This window comes from Bacillus sp. MMSF_3353, assembly GCF_030733445.1.
GTDB lineage: Bacteria > Bacillota > Bacilli > Bacillales > Bacillaceae_G > Bacillus_A > Bacillus_A wiedmannii.
Genome location: NZ_JASHJA010000005.1, coordinates 65,862 through 81,980, shown reverse-complemented (window position 1 = coordinate 81,980; position 16,119 = coordinate 65,862). Strand labels below are relative to the sequence as shown.

General features: G+C 33.8%; 15 protein-coding genes and 1 pseudogene. 1 reads left to right on the top strand and 15 read right to left on the bottom strand.

Translation table 11 applies throughout. The annotated features are described in order from the left end of the window. Positions 1-10: 10 nt before the first annotated feature. Positions 11-1,453: an aminotransferase-like domain-containing protein gene (locus RBB48_RS13880; RefSeq protein ID WP_088063088.1), complete on the bottom strand. Its 1,443-nt coding sequence runs from the start codon at positions 1,451-1,453 to the stop codon at positions 11-13. Positions 1,454-1,571: 118 nt separating this feature from the next. On the opposite strand from RBB48_RS13880, the gene RBB48_RS13875 reads away from it, so the two are divergent. Then, positions 1,572-2,186, top strand: coding sequence for a LysE/ArgO family amino acid transporter (locus RBB48_RS13875; protein ID WP_048543181.1), 615 nt, complete (start codon positions 1,572-1,574; stop codon positions 2,184-2,186). Between the two features lie 53 nt (positions 2,187-2,239). Here RBB48_RS13875 and bcbE read toward each other — a convergent pair whose 3' ends face one another. The 14 genes and pseudogenes from bcbE to RBB48_RS13805 all read right to left on the bottom strand — a co-directional run bounded on the left by bcbE (position 2,240) and on the right by RBB48_RS13805 (position 16,016). Further along, positions 2,240-3,469 (bottom strand): bacillibactin exporter BcbE, encoded by a 1,230-nt coding sequence (gene bcbE, locus RBB48_RS13870; protein ID WP_088063087.1) that lies wholly within the window; start codon positions 3,467-3,469, stop codon positions 2,240-2,242. 236 nt (positions 3,470-3,705) lie between these two features. After that, positions 3,706-3,912: an alpha/beta-type small acid-soluble spore protein gene (locus RBB48_RS13865; protein ID WP_000113545.1), complete on the bottom strand. Its 207-nt coding sequence runs from the start codon at positions 3,910-3,912 to the stop codon at positions 3,706-3,708. Positions 3,913-4,038: 126 nt separating this feature from the next. Next, positions 4,039-4,881: a petrobactin biosynthesis 3-dehydroshikimate dehydratase AsbF gene (asbF, locus tag RBB48_RS13860; RefSeq protein WP_088063085.1), complete on the bottom strand. Its 843-nt coding sequence runs from the start codon at positions 4,879-4,881 to the stop codon at positions 4,039-4,041. A 37-nt stretch (positions 4,882-4,918) separates the two neighbouring features. Beyond that, positions 4,919-5,902, bottom strand: coding sequence for a petrobactin biosynthesis protein AsbE (gene asbE / locus RBB48_RS13855; protein ID WP_142293485.1), 984 nt, complete (start codon positions 5,900-5,902; stop codon positions 4,919-4,921). A 44-nt stretch (positions 5,903-5,946) separates the two neighbouring features. Next, complete coding sequence (gene asbD / locus RBB48_RS13850) at positions 5,947-6,201, bottom strand: petrobactin biosynthesis protein AsbD (RefSeq protein ID WP_001250756.1); 255 nt, start codon at positions 6,199-6,201, stop codon at positions 5,947-5,949. Next, positions 6,198-7,436: a 3,4-dihydroxybenzoic acid-AMP ligase AsbC gene (asbC, locus tag RBB48_RS13845; protein ID WP_097908411.1), complete on the bottom strand. Its 1,239-nt coding sequence runs from the start codon at positions 7,434-7,436 to the stop codon at positions 6,198-6,200. Before asbC ends, asbD begins: the two co-directional genes overlap by 4 nt. Next, positions 7,423-9,261: an IucA/IucC family protein gene (locus tag RBB48_RS13840; RefSeq protein WP_306007772.1), complete on the bottom strand. Its 1,839-nt coding sequence runs from the start codon at positions 9,259-9,261 to the stop codon at positions 7,423-7,425. Before RBB48_RS13840 ends, asbC begins: the two co-directional genes overlap by 14 nt. Positions 9,262-9,319: 58 nt before the next feature. After that, positions 9,320-11,128, bottom strand: coding sequence for an IucA/IucC family protein (locus tag RBB48_RS13835; RefSeq protein ID WP_088608997.1), 1,809 nt, complete (start codon positions 11,126-11,128; stop codon positions 9,320-9,322). Positions 11,129-11,425: 297 nt separating this feature from the next. Next, positions 11,426-11,947, bottom strand: coding sequence for a GNAT family N-acetyltransferase (locus RBB48_RS13830; RefSeq protein WP_097906846.1), 522 nt, complete (start codon positions 11,945-11,947; stop codon positions 11,426-11,428). Between the two features lie 96 nt (positions 11,948-12,043). Next, entirely contained in the window at positions 12,044-12,724 is a 681-nt protein-coding gene (locus tag RBB48_RS13825; protein WP_000119502.1) for an MgtC/SapB family protein, read from the bottom strand. A gap of 159 nt (positions 12,725-12,883) precedes the next feature. After that, positions 12,884-13,540 (bottom strand): YkyA family protein, encoded by a 657-nt coding sequence (locus RBB48_RS13820; protein WP_087982867.1) that lies wholly within the window; start codon positions 13,538-13,540, stop codon positions 12,884-12,886. Between the two features lie 14 nt (positions 13,541-13,554). Continuing rightward, complete coding sequence (locus tag RBB48_RS13815; protein ID WP_088608996.1) at positions 13,555-14,376, bottom strand: peptidoglycan-N-acetylglucosamine deacetylase; 822 nt, start codon at positions 14,374-14,376, stop codon at positions 13,555-13,557. Positions 14,377-14,476: 100 nt separating this feature from the next. Beyond that, positions 14,477-14,932, bottom strand: a pseudogene (locus RBB48_RS13810) (sensor histidine kinase); the annotation flags it as partial. Positions 14,933-15,014: 82 nt separating this feature from the next. Then, positions 15,015-16,016 (bottom strand): LCP family protein, encoded by a 1,002-nt coding sequence (locus tag RBB48_RS13805; protein WP_000093639.1) that lies wholly within the window; start codon positions 16,014-16,016, stop codon positions 15,015-15,017. Between the last annotated feature and the right edge of the window lie 103 nt (positions 16,017-16,119).

The following is a 16,119-nucleotide window of genomic DNA, read 5'->3' as shown; positions in this document are numbered from 1 at the left end:
CTTTCTCCTCTTACTTTTTCATTAGTTGTGCAAGCTTTTTTATACCTATTTCAATTTCTTCTAACGTTGCGTATGAATAGGATAGACGCAAAAATTGGTTTGCACTTCTATCATACAAAGTACCTGGATTTAATAAAATCTTTTCTTTCAAAGCTTTGTCAAATAAGCTACGGTTCGAAACGGGTACATTCATATGTAACCAAATATAAAAACCACCTGTCGGTTCATACCATGTTGCTATATCACGACAATATTTCTCTAACATTTGCAACATAAAATCTCTACGTTTTTTCAACTTAGTTCTTACAAACTGTAAATGTTCATCATACAATCCATCTGCAAACCATTCCGCTGCAATTTGCTGGGATATAGAACTTGAACCATAATCTGTTTGCATTTTTATGTCTGCCAATCTTTGAATGACTGGCTCAGATCCAACAATCCATCCAATTCTTAATCCTGGACTAATGACTTTAGACATACTCCCAATATGTAGTACAATTCCGTTTTTATCATATGCTTTTAAAGGCTTTGAAACAGGCTCATCAAACCATAAGTCTTGGTACACCGCGTCTTCTATAATAGGCAAACCAATTTCGTTACATATTTCCATCACTTCTATTCGTTTCTTCGCATTCATACTAAAGTTCGTCGGATTATGAAAAGACGGAATTGTATATAAAATAGATGCATTAAATTGCTTCTTATATTTCGTAATATATGATGCATGTAAACCGTTCTCATCCATTGGTATACCAATTAAACGCATTCCTGCTGATTGAAAAACATTAAGAGAATATAAATAAGATGGTTTTTCTAATAAGATGGATGCCCCTTTTGGAAGAAGTCCCATAGAAATAAGTTGCAACGCTTGAATTGCTCCTGAAACAATTAATATAGAATCAGGAGTTACATCTATACCATGTCCTTTTAAATAGTCCGCAATTTTCTTCCTTAAATAGAAATTCCCTTTTGGTTCTTCATACCCAAGTATCATGCTCGACTTTAAAAGCTTATTCATAATATCTTTCATCTTTTTTTCAGGTAAAAGACTCGGCGCGAGCTCACCTGTTCCTAAACGAATTACATGCGGATAAAATTCAGCTTGATTAATCTCTTGAATAGCAGGCAGATTCGGATAATGAAGTCCTGTTTCTACATAAGACTGCCAGTTAGGCGGGGGCGCGTACGTTGAAGCATTCTCATTATTATTTACAACAATTGTTCCTTTCCTGCCATTCCCTTCAATGTATCCCTTTGCCACTAGTTCATCGAAAGCCATTACAATTGTACTCCGGTTCACACCGAATGTATGTGCCAAATCTCTTTGTGAAGGTAATTTCGTTCCAACAGTCCATTCTCCATTAACGATTCTTTCTTTTATATACGTTTCTATTTGTTTATACAGAGGAGTCGCTAGAGACATATTCGGTTTCCAAACAAATCTTTCCATCATATCACCTTATATTCTTTTTGGTTGGTAACCTCTCCAACCATATGGATGGATACAAATTTTCATTTCTTCTATACAATATACACTATCATACTGAATTAAAATAGGAGGTAATATGATGAGTGAAGCAATTATTCATGGTATCATTCTTGCATTTGGTCTTATCATTCCATTAGGTGTCCAAAATGTTTTCGTCTTTAACCAAGGTGCGAGCCAACCAAACATTTGGAGGGCAGCCCCTGTAGTATTAACTGCCTCTATATGTGATACGTTACTCATATTGATTGCAGTGCAGGGTGTCTCCCTTGTACTCCTTACTTTTTCTTGGCTAACTAACACGTTATATATAATTGGATTTTTCTTTCTCCTATATATGGGCTTTGTTATTTGGAGAAGTAACCCTTCCAACGATATAAAAAAAGAAAACAGTATGCCATTAAAAAAGCAAATCCTTTTCGCTGCATCGGTTTCGTTATTAAATCCACATGCAATTTTAGATACAATCGGTGTAATCGGAACAAATTCTATTCAATACATAGGAAGTGAAAAATGGGCTTTCACACTTGCAACTATTATCGTTTCGTGGATTTGGTTTATAAGCTTAGCTTTAGCGGGGAAATTTCTAAAAAGAATAGACTCAACCGGAAAGACAATCGTATTATTAAATAAATTTTCTGGCCTCATCATATGGGGCGTCGCGCTTTATATGTTAAAACAAGTTATGTATTCTTAATGAATGAAAGAGAATTGCATGTTACTGAAAACATCATGCAATTCTCTTTCAAATTATGAAGTAGGTTCCGGTTTCTGTTTTACGTTCTTTGCATCTTTTGCTGGTTTAATCCAAATCATTGCTATAACAGCACCGATACCAGCGAAAATACTTGTTACATAAAACACTTCATGGTCAGCACCTTTCATGAAAAAAGAGTATAGAGGTGGGCCGGCTGCTACACCGATAAATCGCATGGAACTATAAAAAGATGTAACCGTTCCCCTTTGCTCCTTTTCAATTCCTTGTGTAATTAGGGAGTCTAAACATGGGAGTGCCATACCAATTCCTATCCCCATGATAACGAGACAAAGAAGTAGTAAATAAATCCCTTTTATAAATAAAGGAATGATGACTGATGCAGCTGCCATTAAAAAACCAATATAAATACACTTCTTCATTACATTTTGATTATCTCCAATTTTTTTACCCGCCATATATGAACTAAGTGACAGTACAAGTAACGGGATAGCAAGTACACAACCTTTCCATATACCATGTATGTCATACTTTGATTCCAGTATCGTCGACAAATAAAAGAGAATTCCGAATAAAATAAGCATAATAATTGCACCTAATACAAAAATGGCAATTAACCATCTTCCCTTTTCTCGAAATGTAGAGATAATCGATTTTATAAACTCTTTAAGTGGTGGCACTTCTCCTTCTTGTTTCTTTGCCTTTACTAGAATAAGTAATAAAACAATTGATACTATGCATAAAACTGGAATTGCCCAAAATGGTAAGAACCATACAATGGCAGCAAGAGCAGATCCTAAAATAGGGCTCAGCACTTTTCCAAATGTATTGGATGTTTCAATGATTCCTAAACCTGTACTAACTTGTTTTTCATCCTTGTATAAATCACCAACACATGGTATAACAACTGGCATTGCACCAGCAGCACCAATACCTTGAATCGCTCTACCGACCAATATCCAAGTGTAGGGATTATCAACTTTCCATGATACCCAACCAGTTATCGCTCCTCCTATAGCCGCAATCAGCAAACTCGGAACCATTATCATCTTTCGTCCCCATCTATCTGATAAATAACCAGCAATCGGTATAAGAAGAATGGCTACGATAGAGTAAATTGTAATAATCATGGATACTTGAAACGATGAAATATGTAATTTCTTTTCGATTGTCGGTAGAATTGGAATGAGCATTGAATTCCCTAATGTCATAACAAGTGGAACTGATGCAAGCGCAATTAAACAACAGTTTTCTTTTTTTAACATGTTGGCTTCGGAACCCTTTCATCGTATATTTCTGACCATATAATAGCCCTGCTGGAACGTAATTTTTCATTCCACCAGGGCTATTACATCTTTACTACTTCCCATTTACAACAAAAGAAATTGGGGAAAATATAGTATTATTCCTATTCTTTGAATCCAGTTCGCAATATATTCATACCAATTAATTGAAAAAAAAGAAAGGAAGAATCCTTCCTTTCTCCTATAACCTTCTACAATTAGCGAGTATATCCGCCACCAAGTTGTTGTTCTGCCATCGCTACTAGACGTTTTGTAATTTCACCGCCTACAGAACCGTTTGCACGTGAAGAAGTATCAGCGCCAAGTTGTACACCAAATTCTTGTGCAATTTCATATTTCATTTGATCTAAAGCTGCTTGTGCTCCATGTGATGCTAATTGATTAGAGTTACGATTTCTAGCCATTACCAATCACCTCCTTATTTATATATAAATTGTGTTAAATTTCAATTTAAATACATGGTAATTTTTGGTTATTTATATTTTTTAAAAAAGAGTCTCTACAATGAGAGACTCTTACATCATTTTATATTAAGAAGTTACTACTTCTAAATTTCTATTTGTTAATACTTTCATTTCTTCTTTTAATATATCTTTCGCATTATGTCCAAACCATTCGAGTGAAGCAAAATGGTCAGTATCTCTCACTTCCTGAATAATCTCATCATAATTTACCACACCTTCAAATAATGGAACCATACCAATTCGACTTCCCGCTGCTGCATATACATTATTTGGTTCAAACACATGCAAATAATCTGCTGACGATATATTCTTAAAATGGTAATGTTGTATCCACGGCTTTAGTCGATGGAAGCTGTCTATTGGATCTGCACCAGACTCCCATATATGAAGAAAATCAAGGTTTATTTTCAAATTCGGATGGTCTACTTCTCCTAATAATTCCAAAGTAGAAGGCAGCGTATCCGTTAACGTATTTGGATGTGTTTCTAAAAGTACATACATATTATGCTGAGCAAATACTTCACAAATCATGCGAATACGATTCACATACTCTTTTCTCTCCTGTTCCGAGAAACCTTCGCTACCTTTTTGTCCAGCAAACGTACGAATTTTGTTTGTTTTAAACCAATTAGCTAATATTGCAAGTTGTTCACATTTCTCTATCGTTTTTTCAAAATCTGCCGATAATGATATGTCTAAGTAATCACTTATCATCGTAATTTCCAAGTTTTTATCCTTTAAACAATTCAATTCTCGTTCTGTCGTTTCATACTCTTGCATATACAAATTTCGTGCATGAGTCCCCCACAATTCAATTCCTTTAAAACCGTTTTCATATGCAAATTGAACAATATCAGTAAATGAAATTAATTGATGACGAAAGGAAATAGTACATAATGAATATTTCATAGGTTTGAACTCCCTTATCTTAAATTCAGTTAGGTTTTTAAAATGCTAAGACAGACTCGTTTGTTTTCATTTCTTTCCATGATAAAAACTGTCTCTCTAATTCAGCCTTAATTTGCAGTTCAATTGCATTCATTTCATCCAACTTTTCAACAATTGATAATAACATGCCTTTATTATTCGTCATCGCCATTTTAATTGCTCGATACTGTACATTTGTAAATCCTTGTACAATATCCTCTACCCGATCACACCAATAATCAAACTCTTGCTCCGAATATTGCAACGTTTCACGGAAGTATGCAAAGGCATGTTCATAACTATATTTACGAATTGCAAGTACTGGTATTTGCTTCACTGCCGCTACAAGACCAGAAAGCGAATAACCTTCTTCTTCATTTGCCATTTTTATAATTAAATTTTTCAATTCCATAGTCAGTTCATTGTCATTTCTTTTGAAAGTTTCTATGAAATAACTCGCTACCATTTCTTCTGTTGGCTCCTGAATTTCTTCTACATCAATGAAATACCCTCCACCAAATGGGTTATCTTGAACAGAGTGAAGCACTTTTTCTCTTTCCATATTCCCTTCCCAGCGAAAATCAGGATCTAGCATGAACCATTCTTCATCTTTCTCTGTCTTCGATATCATTAAATAATGCGGAAACGGTTTTTGATGAAATTTATTTTCCCTCTCTGGCAATAGAGACATATCAACCATTACAATGACATAGCGATTTTCTGGCTTGTTTTCTACTAATTGTAAAAACGTTTCTACATTGCTATCTTTACCTTTTGCATGATCATACCATTCGTTCACTTTCATACCGTACAATTTTTCATACCATAATAAATAATTATCATGGTTAATATTTTCGGAGTGATACGAGATAATGCCGCCTTCTGTTATATCAAAATCTCCGTCCCATAATCCAAAATAAAATGGACGGAAATCTATTTCGCTACGCCTTTTTATAATTTCACAAAAACAACTCACTAAACAGTGAACTTTAATTGAAGTCATATTCTCATCCACTTTCCTAAAGGTTAATTATTCACATTTACTACTTATACCGGCTGTAACTCCTCCATAAAATCAAGCAAAGATCCTACAGTAAGAAATGCTTTTGGGTCTACCTCATCCTCTGGAACGCATAGCTTTACATCCATTTCTATGTAGACTATGAGTTGTAACATCATTACCGAATCTATATATAAATCTTGGTTTAAACGCATCGTTTCTTCTAAATGCGTTACATTTTTTAGCTCCATTTTTTCTGTCATAATTTTCAACACTTCATTTTTTAATGTTTCACGTCTCATGTTGTAACCTCTCCCATCTCTAGTAATTTTCTACTTACTTTTCCAGTTTTATTTTTCGGAATTTCAGTTACACTTTCAATCTCATGCGGAACTTTATAAGGTGGTAAATGCTGCATACACCATTCTCTTATTCGCACTGGATCAACATGAGAGATTACTTTCGCTTTAACAACTTCGCCCATCACAGGATGTTTTCCCCGATATACAATTGCCTCTTGAACGCCTTCTAGTCGAAGCATTGTTTCTTCTACCTCTATCGGAAAGACTTTTAATCCTGAAACGTTAATCACATCATCCATGCGCCCCATAAAATGAAGACCATGCTCAGATTTATACCCCAAATCTTTCGTGAAAATTTCCTTATCTTTCATTTTCACTACGATTTCTTCGGGCATATTTTCATCTGAACCTATACTTATACTCGCATGAGGTAGTGGATTACCTAAATCTAAATGGCTTTTCATATCATGACATATACTAATACAACCTGCTTCAGAACAACCGTATTGCTGCATCATATATGTTGTCATTTCTTTTAGTTTATAAAATAATGCTTCTGGTAAAGGTGCTCCGGATGTCATAATTTTATGAAACTGAAACGTTCCTTGCGGGAAACTCCCCATAATATGTAACATAAGCGGTACTGCATAAATGATATGTTTTTCTGTATTGCGAACTATATTTAATGCGAATTTAGGGTTTTTATTCGTAATGATGATAGGTTTGCTTCCTCGCGTAATTGCAGATAACGTACCACATATTAGTCCGTATGAATGTGAAACAGGAGCCATAACGATCGGCACTTCATCTACTTCACAGTTTAAAGCTTCATTATAAGCAGTAATTTCTGTATCCACTTCCGCCCATGCTCTACGAATCAGTTTTGGTTCTCCTGTTGTTCCAGAACTATATTGCAATAAAGAAGGCTCTTCTAGTAAAGCGTTCACTACTTCTAATTTCGTAAAATCGGGATATTCTCCATATAATATCCCGATACAATTTGCACGCTTTGCCATTTCAATAGCCGTTTCTTTTGGCGTATCTTCATGTATAAGCAATACTGATGATTTCTTTTCTTTTAAGAAAAACACAAGCGTAATAATATCGAATGGATCTTTCAGACAAAGCGCGAATCTATTTCCTGCTGCTTTTTGAAATTGTTCCATTTCCTCATAAACTTGTAATCTCAAATCAAAATCACTTTTGCTATACTCTTGTTTATTAACGATTAGCATAATTTCCCCCTGTAACAACTGATTTTTGTTTGATAAGTTGTCTTGCTCTATACAATGGATTTGGAACTTCATGAACAAGCGAGTCCACATCCATATATAATCGTCGCTTCGTTAATTGCTCAGCATAGAATGTAGGAGTGTATAGCTGAATACTTTCAAATCTATCTTTCAAGTGTGGATATTTTCTAAAATGATTTTCAATTTCTTCGACAACTATCATCCAAAAAATTTCTTCTTTCCAATCATATTCGTCTGCAAGTACGAAAGCTAATTCTCCTACATTAAATAAGAACAGTGCATCTAATACCATCTCTTGTAAACATTCAATACGATCCATTTCAAAGAAATCATTCATTTTCCCATTCGCATACGTTTTATGCATTTTAGTAAAGTCTGGACATTTATTCATTCCTTTTAAGAATGGACGATAAAACTCAAGTCCTTCATGGAAATCCTTTAATGCAATACGGACAGGTAGCCCTTCTTTATGAACTAAAATCATATTTTGTCCGTGTGATTCTAATGCGATTCCATACTCTACAACAAGATGTATAACTGGTATGATCGCTTTTTGAATCAGTAATCGCAGCCAATTTTCTATCCCGTATTTGTTTAACCATGCATCAATAACTGGTGTCCCGTCTTTCTCCTTTGCATATAAGCCGTTAAAGGGAACCGCATCCTCTTGCTCATCTAAATATTTATGAACGCTTTCACGCCAAATGCACCCTAATGAACCATATGTGGCTTTCTTATTCGTATCATACGTTACACTCGAAAATTCCTTTAACAAAATAATGCGCGATTCATCCCTTAAATAAGAATCCTGACTTACGACATCACTTAACCAATTCGATATAGCTGGTGCACTCACAACTGAATATGGTTTCAGCGTACGGAGTGTTGAAGTGTTAAGTATGTTCAGCGATAACTTTACATATGGTCTCTTTGGATTCGTAGCATTTCTTAACGTCCTCATCGATTGTTGCGCGCAATAATCATCCGCCGATTGTCCTAAATAAATTATATTTTTATCCTGTATATGGTCAGCGTAATTTGGAATGATGAAATTCTCCCACTGCCAAGGATGAACAGGTATAAACACGTACTGTTTTGGATTACATCCCGCACTGTGAATTCGTTCCATATACGTTTCTAATATATGCTCGCCTATCTCACCTTTTAAAATATTGTCATAGATCATTTCATTTTCATAACCTACAGTCGCATACTTCTTATGAGCTGCAATCCATATAATTTTTATTGGTCTCATAAATTCATATCCATATTGAAAATTGTCACGATATTGAAACCCAATGCGTGCTTTATAGCTAGGATGATATGGATGACCATCTATTAAATGGCTTTCAAATTCATCGTACGATTTTTGGGTATATTTCACCTTATTATGTCTTTCATATTGTACAATCGTGTCTTTAAATATCGTTTGTTCTAATTCATGAATAAAAGAATCTAATTTCATTTGTTCTACGTTAACAATTCGAAAAACTTCTTCCAAAAATTGCGAAACTGATTGTATTTCTTGTTTTTCCTCTTGAACTCTTATTACTAATGAATCTATAGAGATACGTCCAAATGTCATTCGTTCTCTTCCGTAACATTCATACGTGACACTTTTGTTGTCCTCATCAAGTCCTTGAATAAGAAAAAGAATTTGTTCTTCGTTTTCTATGCGAATTGGCGTAATAATCCCCTCATAAATTAACGACTCTACTAATTGACGTAACACTCTTCTTCGTACTGAAATGTAATCTTTTGATTCAAGCGCTTTCAATATTCTCTTATGATACATGTCCACTCTCATAACTCCTCCACCTTATGAAAAATACCATTATTTGTATTACGTGAAATTTTAACGTTATTTATGAACGGACAGCCACTTCTCTAACGAGCGGATTCTGTACCTGTACGTAAATTGCTTGTTCTAAAGGATTACTTAACTCATCGACATCGAAAAATCTCGTTAATAAATTTGCTTTACATGCCAACTTATCCTCTTCTAACAATTCTCTTAAAAAGGTAGAAGGTTCACGGTTATACGAAAGGAACGCTTCAAGTACAGATCTTAATTCAGAGAGAAGAATTTCCTCCTTAATTAATCCTGCTGTGCCAAAACCGTTAATGAGACCAAACATATGATTGAAAATTAAGTAGTAACGAAATCTCTCATCTACAATATAATCGTCATATAGATTTCCAGTACGTTCTCCAATGCCAGCCAACTCATTATTAAGCGTCTCTTTCATTGAATTACAGAAATAAAACCCTTGATTATCACGGAAATAATATTTGACCGGATAACCATCCTTTAGCTGAACAACACTATTTTGCTGATGCGCTTCTACTGCAACACCATAACGTAAGTACATCCATACCATCGGCTTTAAAGAAATATTCATATATCGTCTAAACCAATCTAAACTTACTTCTTCACAGCTTCTACTTTCTACATCTGCTAGTCGATGAATAATATTCGATAAACGAGTACGTTCTCCAGGTATTGCATCTTGAACTAGTCCAGCAATTAAAGTAGCGTCATTTGCATGTTCACCATAAAAAGGGTTCTCTCGTATAATTACTTCAAATCCAGATTCTTTTGCCCCGTAATTTAATGTAATAAATGCTGGATCACAAATAAAATCAAAACCTGGAAACTTATCTAACACTTCACCAATTGCTGTATTTAGCATTTCCTTTCCTTCAAGACCACTCTCTAGTTCCTTCAATTTATTAATACGCATTGAATTTGTTACTTTTACTGGGAATGAAAACTTAAGCATATATTTTGATTGGGGATGATATAACGTCCTAAGTGATGATGTTGCCATATAATACTTACCGACAGGACCGATATATTCAAGTACTCCTTGATCTATCCACTCCTGTACGTATGATTGGTGTAATAGCCATTCTGCCTGAAGCGGATGAATTGGAAGTAATGAATATTCATCTTCATTACAATACTTCGATATAAATTCTTTACAAACCATCTCATCATTACGTAACTCTTCTTTTAGAATTACTGTTGTAGAATCTAACAATAATGATTTTTCATTTACTATATTTTTATGTGCCCTAAAATAATGAAGCTGACATTCTCCTTTTAATTCTGGAGAATACATTGCGCTTTTCCATTCCAAAATACCTTGTCTACTCTTTGGGGTTGGATGCGTTAAATGTCCAAATAATAAAGATTGCTCCGCTTCTATAAAGGATGTATGGAAACCGTATAATGCAGATGTATCTTCTATTCTCTCCTTTGTAAATTCTTCAATATTTTGACAACTACAAATAACTCGAAGCATAAGTTCAGCAGGATTCGTCCCTTCTCCGTAGTTGATAGACATCTCTTTTATTAAGAATGTAATAACAGTAACGTAATCTGCTTTTATAACATTCTTATTTTCTCCCATTTGATAATAAAATTGTTCTCCAAACAAATGGCGATCTGTTGCTGATTTATATATAACTTCTCCATACAAAGTAATGTTTTGTGCCGATAACCGACAACATAAATAAGTAGAGCCAGTATCTCTTTGAAATGAATTGTAGAAAATATCCTCTATCCTTTTATCCGCTGTAATCCATTCTCCACTTCCTGTTTCTCTTAAATAACAATTTAAAAAACTTTGTATTGTTGCATGTTCCGCGATTTGTTTCGCACGCTGCATACTTGTCCTCCTCTTTATATGAACGCTATCGTAATTTCATATTACAATCGATAATTGAATATCGTTATCAATTAAAATTTTAATTGATTATCATTATCAATTCAATAGTTTATTTCAGAATTTTTAAATCCGAATAAATATTTCTTTTTTTCAGCCTTTCTTTAATCTAATTAAAAATACACAAGAAAAATTCTCACTTTCAAACTACATACTTATTTATTTCATTAGTAATCCCCTTCAAAATAGTTAAACAAAAGAGGTATACATTAATTCGTATACCTCTTTCAAACATAAAGTTTACATAATAATATTATTTATATCCCTCCAACAATAGGCTGTCTCTTCTACCTGTACTCTCTCTAAAAATTTCGTATCAATTTTTTCTGGATTAAATTTTTCATAAAAATTTTTAGAAGGGTTATTCGTAACAACCCATACTAAAAGTGATTGCATATCATTGTTTATACATTCCGATAATAAAGCTTGAAATAACTTTTGTCCTATTTTCATTCCTTGATACTCTTGTAAAAGGTAGATTGCATATAATTCCCCATCACAATTATATGTACCACTTCTTTCCACTCCCCCGTCAATGAATCCGATTATTGTTTCATCTGACGTCTCTGCTACAAATCTATATTGGTATTTATCTTCTTGTTGAAAAATGTTTTCCCATTGTTTTTCTCGTTGCTCATATGTTATATTTTCTAAAAATTCGTCAGCAAATATCCCTTTATACGTTGTTTTCCAGCTATCAACATGCACCTTTGCTATACCTCGTATATCATCTTTTATCGCTCTTCTAATATGTATTTCCATCATTTCTCCCCCTTGTTATTCATCATTATATCAATTTATTTCCTTAAAAATCCAAATAAAAAAAGAGCGAATGCACTTCACTCTTTTTTATCACAATTATCTACTTTCCACTTCAACTGAAACAACACGATCAATCTCTTTCAGGGAACTATATAACTCTGTTGTATATAAATCTTCTGGAGCTAAAATAACCATTTCCAGTTGCTGAAATGCTCCATTATCTATATCTTTAATTTTCACTCGTTTCACATGCATACCTAAATTTTTAATTTGCTTAAATATACCATCTAACTCATGATGCTCTTTTACAGTAATTTTTATAGATAAATCCTTTTGTCTTAATGAATACGGACCTGCAATTTTCACAAGTTGTGGAAGTACGTTAATTGCTAAAATAATTAAAATCATAGCAACCGTCGCTTGTAAATAAAAGCCCGCCCCAATTGCTATACCTAAAGCTGAAGCAGCCCACACCATAGAAGCTGTCGTTAATCCAGAAATAACATCATTACTTCTTCGTAAAATAACACCTGCCCCAAGAAAACCAATCCCACTCACAATTTGAGCAGCTAGACGCATTGGATCCATATTTGTATGCCCTGGAACAGAATATACATGTACGGCTTCAATTGAAACCATCGTAATTAAACAACTTGCTACAGAAATAACCATACTTGTTTTCACACCAAGCGGCTTATTCTTTAGCTGCCTATCTATCCCGATGAATAATCCTAAAAAGAGTGCTAAACCTAATTTGAGTAAAAATTCATATGACATATTTCCATTCTCCTTACTTTACAATGTTTCCCTTGGAATAATTCACTATAACTCTTTTATGATATCAATTCCAGTCTTTTCTATTCATTTAACATAAAAAGCCGAAAAAACATTTGTAACGATGTTTCTCCGGCTTTTTATTATGCTTAAGATTCTTCTTTATTTCTGATCTTTAATCTTAATCTCTGCATCTTTGTAGAATGCTAATTTACTGTCATTATACTCTTTTGTAAAATTGTTAAATTGCTCTTTTGATTTTTGTGCTTCCACAGTTAATTCATTAACAGCCTTAACTTTTTCACCAATCTCCTTTAATTTCGTTTCTTTTACTTTTAATTTTTCATACAGTTCTTTTTCAGTCGCTAACGCCTTCGTATAATTTTCATTCATCTTTTGGAATGCATCATAACGGTTTTTATACGACTCTTCTACTGCTTTCGCTTGTTTTTGTAACTTCTTATCTTCAAGCTTCTCTATATTTCCTTGAACAGATTTTGTTTCTTTCTGAGCTTTTTCTAGCATTTCTTTCTCAGTTTTTAATACTTTTTCACGGTCATCTACATTTGCAGTAGCTTGCTCTATCTTCTTCATAACAGCGTCATTATGATCTTTACCTTCTTGTAAAATTTGAGAATATAGTTCTTGACCTTCATTCTCTAATTTCTCTAACTTCTTCGCTTCATCAACTAATAATTTTTCTTGTGTCGCTGCTGTTTCAAAAGCTGTATATAGATTTTCTTCTGGTTTTTCACCGAAACAACCTGTTAATAGTCCTACTGATAGTGCTCCAACTACTGCTACTTTTCCATACTTCAACGTTCATTCCTCCATTACATACGGTTATCATGCCAGAAATTCACTGGGAAGTGACTCTCTTCATGATAAGCTTCAAACTCATAACCCTTTTCTTTTAACCCTTTTAAAATTGCTGGCACAGCAGCAACTGATTGTGGGTGAATGTCATGCATTAAAATAACTTCCTGTGGTTTTGTTGCATTTGTTATTACATTTTGAGCAATTTGTGCTGCCGCTGCATCAACTTGCATTTTGTTATATCTCCAATCTAATGAATCAATTGTCCAATCCCATACTTTAAAACCGCCCTCTACTACTTTATTTCGAAGACCTTCATTTAATCCAGGCATCGAACCGTATGGTGGACGTGTTAATTTAGGTGATTTTCCAATAATATTTGCGATTAAGCTTTGATCTTCTTTCATTTCATTTACATACTCGCCATTTTTATATAACTTTGCAAAATTATGTGTCATACTATGCATACCTACATAATGACCCTCTGCATTTTCACGTTTCACTAAATCCGGAAATCCTTTTACATTCGCTCCAATTAAAAAGAACGTCGCCTTCGCATCATGCTGTTTTAACGTATTTAACAATTCAGCCGTATATTTCCCTGGGCCATCATCAAATGTAAGGTAAGCAACTTTTCTTTCTTTTCCATTAAAACGACTTGGTGCCGTTTTATTCATTTCTACTTTCGGTTGTTCACTTGCAAGCTGTACTACGTTTTCTTGTTTTGCAACAGCCTTTGCTGGTGAAGTAATGGATTGAAACATGAAATACCCAATAGCTACTGCTGCAATCGCTATTAAGCCGACTACTACTCGTTTAACTTTAAAAGCTTTTTCCATTCTATCGAATTCCTCTCCCTATTAATCTTATATATAAATCACCCAATATAATTATACATCTATTTATTTTATTACACTATATAAACAGACTTTATATGTATTATAATGGGAGTTTTATCAAAATGGTTGTTCCTTTTCCTTCTTTACTTATAATAACTAAGTGTACCTCCATGAAGCTCCACCATTTTTTAACGATAGCTAAAACACCTGTAGCACGGTTATTAATCTAGTAAAATGACTGTTCTATATATGGTAAATGCTCTGTAGCAATTCCAATCCCTTCGTCTTTCACCTTTATCACTGCTTGTCCTTCTTTTTTAGTCGCTTCAATATATACTTTACCATTTTTATGTGAATATTTAATGGCATTTTGAACAATATTCAAGAAAACTTGCTTTAGCCTATTTCGATCTCCTATCAATTCAATTCGTTCTATAGTTTTGATGAATTGCATTTGCTTCTCTTCAGCATTAGGAGTTAATTGCCAAATCGTCTCCTCTAGTATATCGTATAATTGCACCTTTTGTTTATATAAATTGAAATGATTTAAGTATAAGTTTTCTAAAATAAAAAATCGTTACAGAAAAGTTACAAATCCATCTCAATAAAAAAGATTGGCAAAGGCCAATCTTTTTTTATTATTCATTTCGAACTGGTTTTGGTGTTACACCTAAATGCTCATTTAATTTTTTCGAAATATCTTTTACATTTTTTTCGTTTGGAATGTAATAATAAATACCTCCGATACGTTTATCCGTACCTTCTATTTGCATTTTTTCCATTTCTAAATTAGATCCTGCCATATTTTTTGTAATCGCAAGCATATCATCGAAAGTTAAGTTCGTTTTCATATTTTTATCAACCGCATCAAGTAAAGAGCCCATTTTGCTAATTGATTGCACAGACATCGCTTTTTTTGCAATTGCTTCTATTACAAGTTGTTGTCTTTGTCCACGCATTGCGTCACTATCAATTTTACGCGTTCTTGCAAGTGCAAGTGCTTGTTCTCCATTTAAATGTTGGAAGCCTTTTTCTAAATGAATCATACCCGCTTGGTCTTTACTATCTTGCTCTGTGAAAGTAACAGGTACATCAATATCAATACCACCAAGTGAATCGACAATTTGTACGAATGATTCAAAGTTAAACTTCACATAATAATCAACAGGAACATTTAAAAATCTTTCCACCGTATCTCGTGTACTTTCAACACCACCAAATACGTGTGCGTGTGTAATTTTATCTAATTTCTTTCTAGATGGAATATATACACGTGAATCACGCGGAATACTTACTAATTTAACTGATTTATCATCTTTATTAATTGTTGCTAATAAAAGTGCATCTGTGCGAACAGCTTCACCATATTGACTTTTTCGCATTTCACTACCATCTACACCCATAATTAAAATAGAGATGTTATCCTTTAAAGGCTCAACTTCTTTATCACGTTTTGATGATTTATCAATTTGTGCATACGCATCACTTACAACAGCTTTTGCTTTATTATATATTAATGATCCATATCCTACTCCTCCAAAAATAAGTAGGAAAAATGGAATTAAAATGAACCATTTTATTGACCTTCTTTTAGAACGTTTTTTATTGCTTCTCGTATTTTGTTCTAATTCAGAGCTCATCTTCATTCGCCTCTCTTTCTCTTTCCCTAGTATAATGTATGTCTAGTATTCTTCATATTGAATTTCCTTTCAAACACCTTACATTTTTGTAAGGTTACATGAT

What these genes read in the sequence shown, in the direction of transcription:
- RBB48_RS13880 (WP_088063088.1), bottom strand. Translation starts at nt 1,453, where the DNA reads ATGGAAAGATTTGTTTGGAAACCGAATATGTCTCTAGCGACTCCTCTG.
- RBB48_RS13875 (WP_048543181.1), top strand. Translation starts at nt 1,572, where the DNA reads ATGAGTGAAGCAATTATTCATGGTATCATTCTTGCATTTGGTCTTATC.
- bcbE (WP_088063087.1), bottom strand. Translation starts at nt 3,469, where the DNA reads ATGTTAAAAAAAGAAAACTGTTGTTTAATTGCGCTTGCATCAGTTCCA.
- RBB48_RS13865 (WP_000113545.1), bottom strand. Translation starts at nt 3,912, where the DNA reads ATGGCTAGAAATCGTAACTCTAATCAATTAGCATCACATGGAGCACAA.
- asbF (WP_088063085.1), bottom strand. Translation starts at nt 4,881, where the DNA reads ATGAAATATTCATTATGTACTATTTCCTTTCGTCATCAATTAATTTCA.
- asbE (WP_142293485.1), bottom strand. Translation starts at nt 5,902, where the DNA reads ATGACTTCAATTAAAGTTCACTGTTTAGTGAGTTGTTTTTGTGAAATT.
- asbD (WP_001250756.1), bottom strand. Translation starts at nt 6,201, where the DNA reads ATGAGACGTGAAACATTAAAAAATGAAGTGTTGAAAATTATGACAGAA.
- asbC (WP_097908411.1), bottom strand. Translation starts at nt 7,436, where the DNA reads ATGCTAATCGTTAATAAACAAGAGTATAGCAAAAGTGATTTTGATTTG.
- RBB48_RS13840 (WP_306007772.1), bottom strand. Translation starts at nt 9,261, where the DNA reads ATGAGAGTGGACATGTATCATAAGAGAATATTGAAAGCGCTTGAATCA.
- RBB48_RS13835 (WP_088608997.1), bottom strand. Translation starts at nt 11,128, where the DNA reads ATGCAGCGTGCGAAACAAATCGCGGAACATGCAACAATACAAAGTTTT.
- RBB48_RS13830 (WP_097906846.1), bottom strand. Translation starts at nt 11,947, where the DNA reads ATGGAAATACATATTAGAAGAGCGATAAAAGATGATATACGAGGTATA.
- RBB48_RS13825 (WP_000119502.1), bottom strand. Translation starts at nt 12,724, where the DNA reads ATGTCATATGAATTTTTACTCAAATTAGGTTTAGCACTCTTTTTAGGA.
- RBB48_RS13815 (WP_088608996.1), bottom strand. Translation starts at nt 14,376, where the DNA reads ATGGAAAAAGCTTTTAAAGTTAAACGAGTAGTAGTCGGCTTAATAGCG.
- RBB48_RS13805 (WP_000093639.1), bottom strand. Translation starts at nt 16,016, where the DNA reads ATGAGCTCTGAATTAGAACAAAATACGAGAAGCAATAAAAAACGTTCT.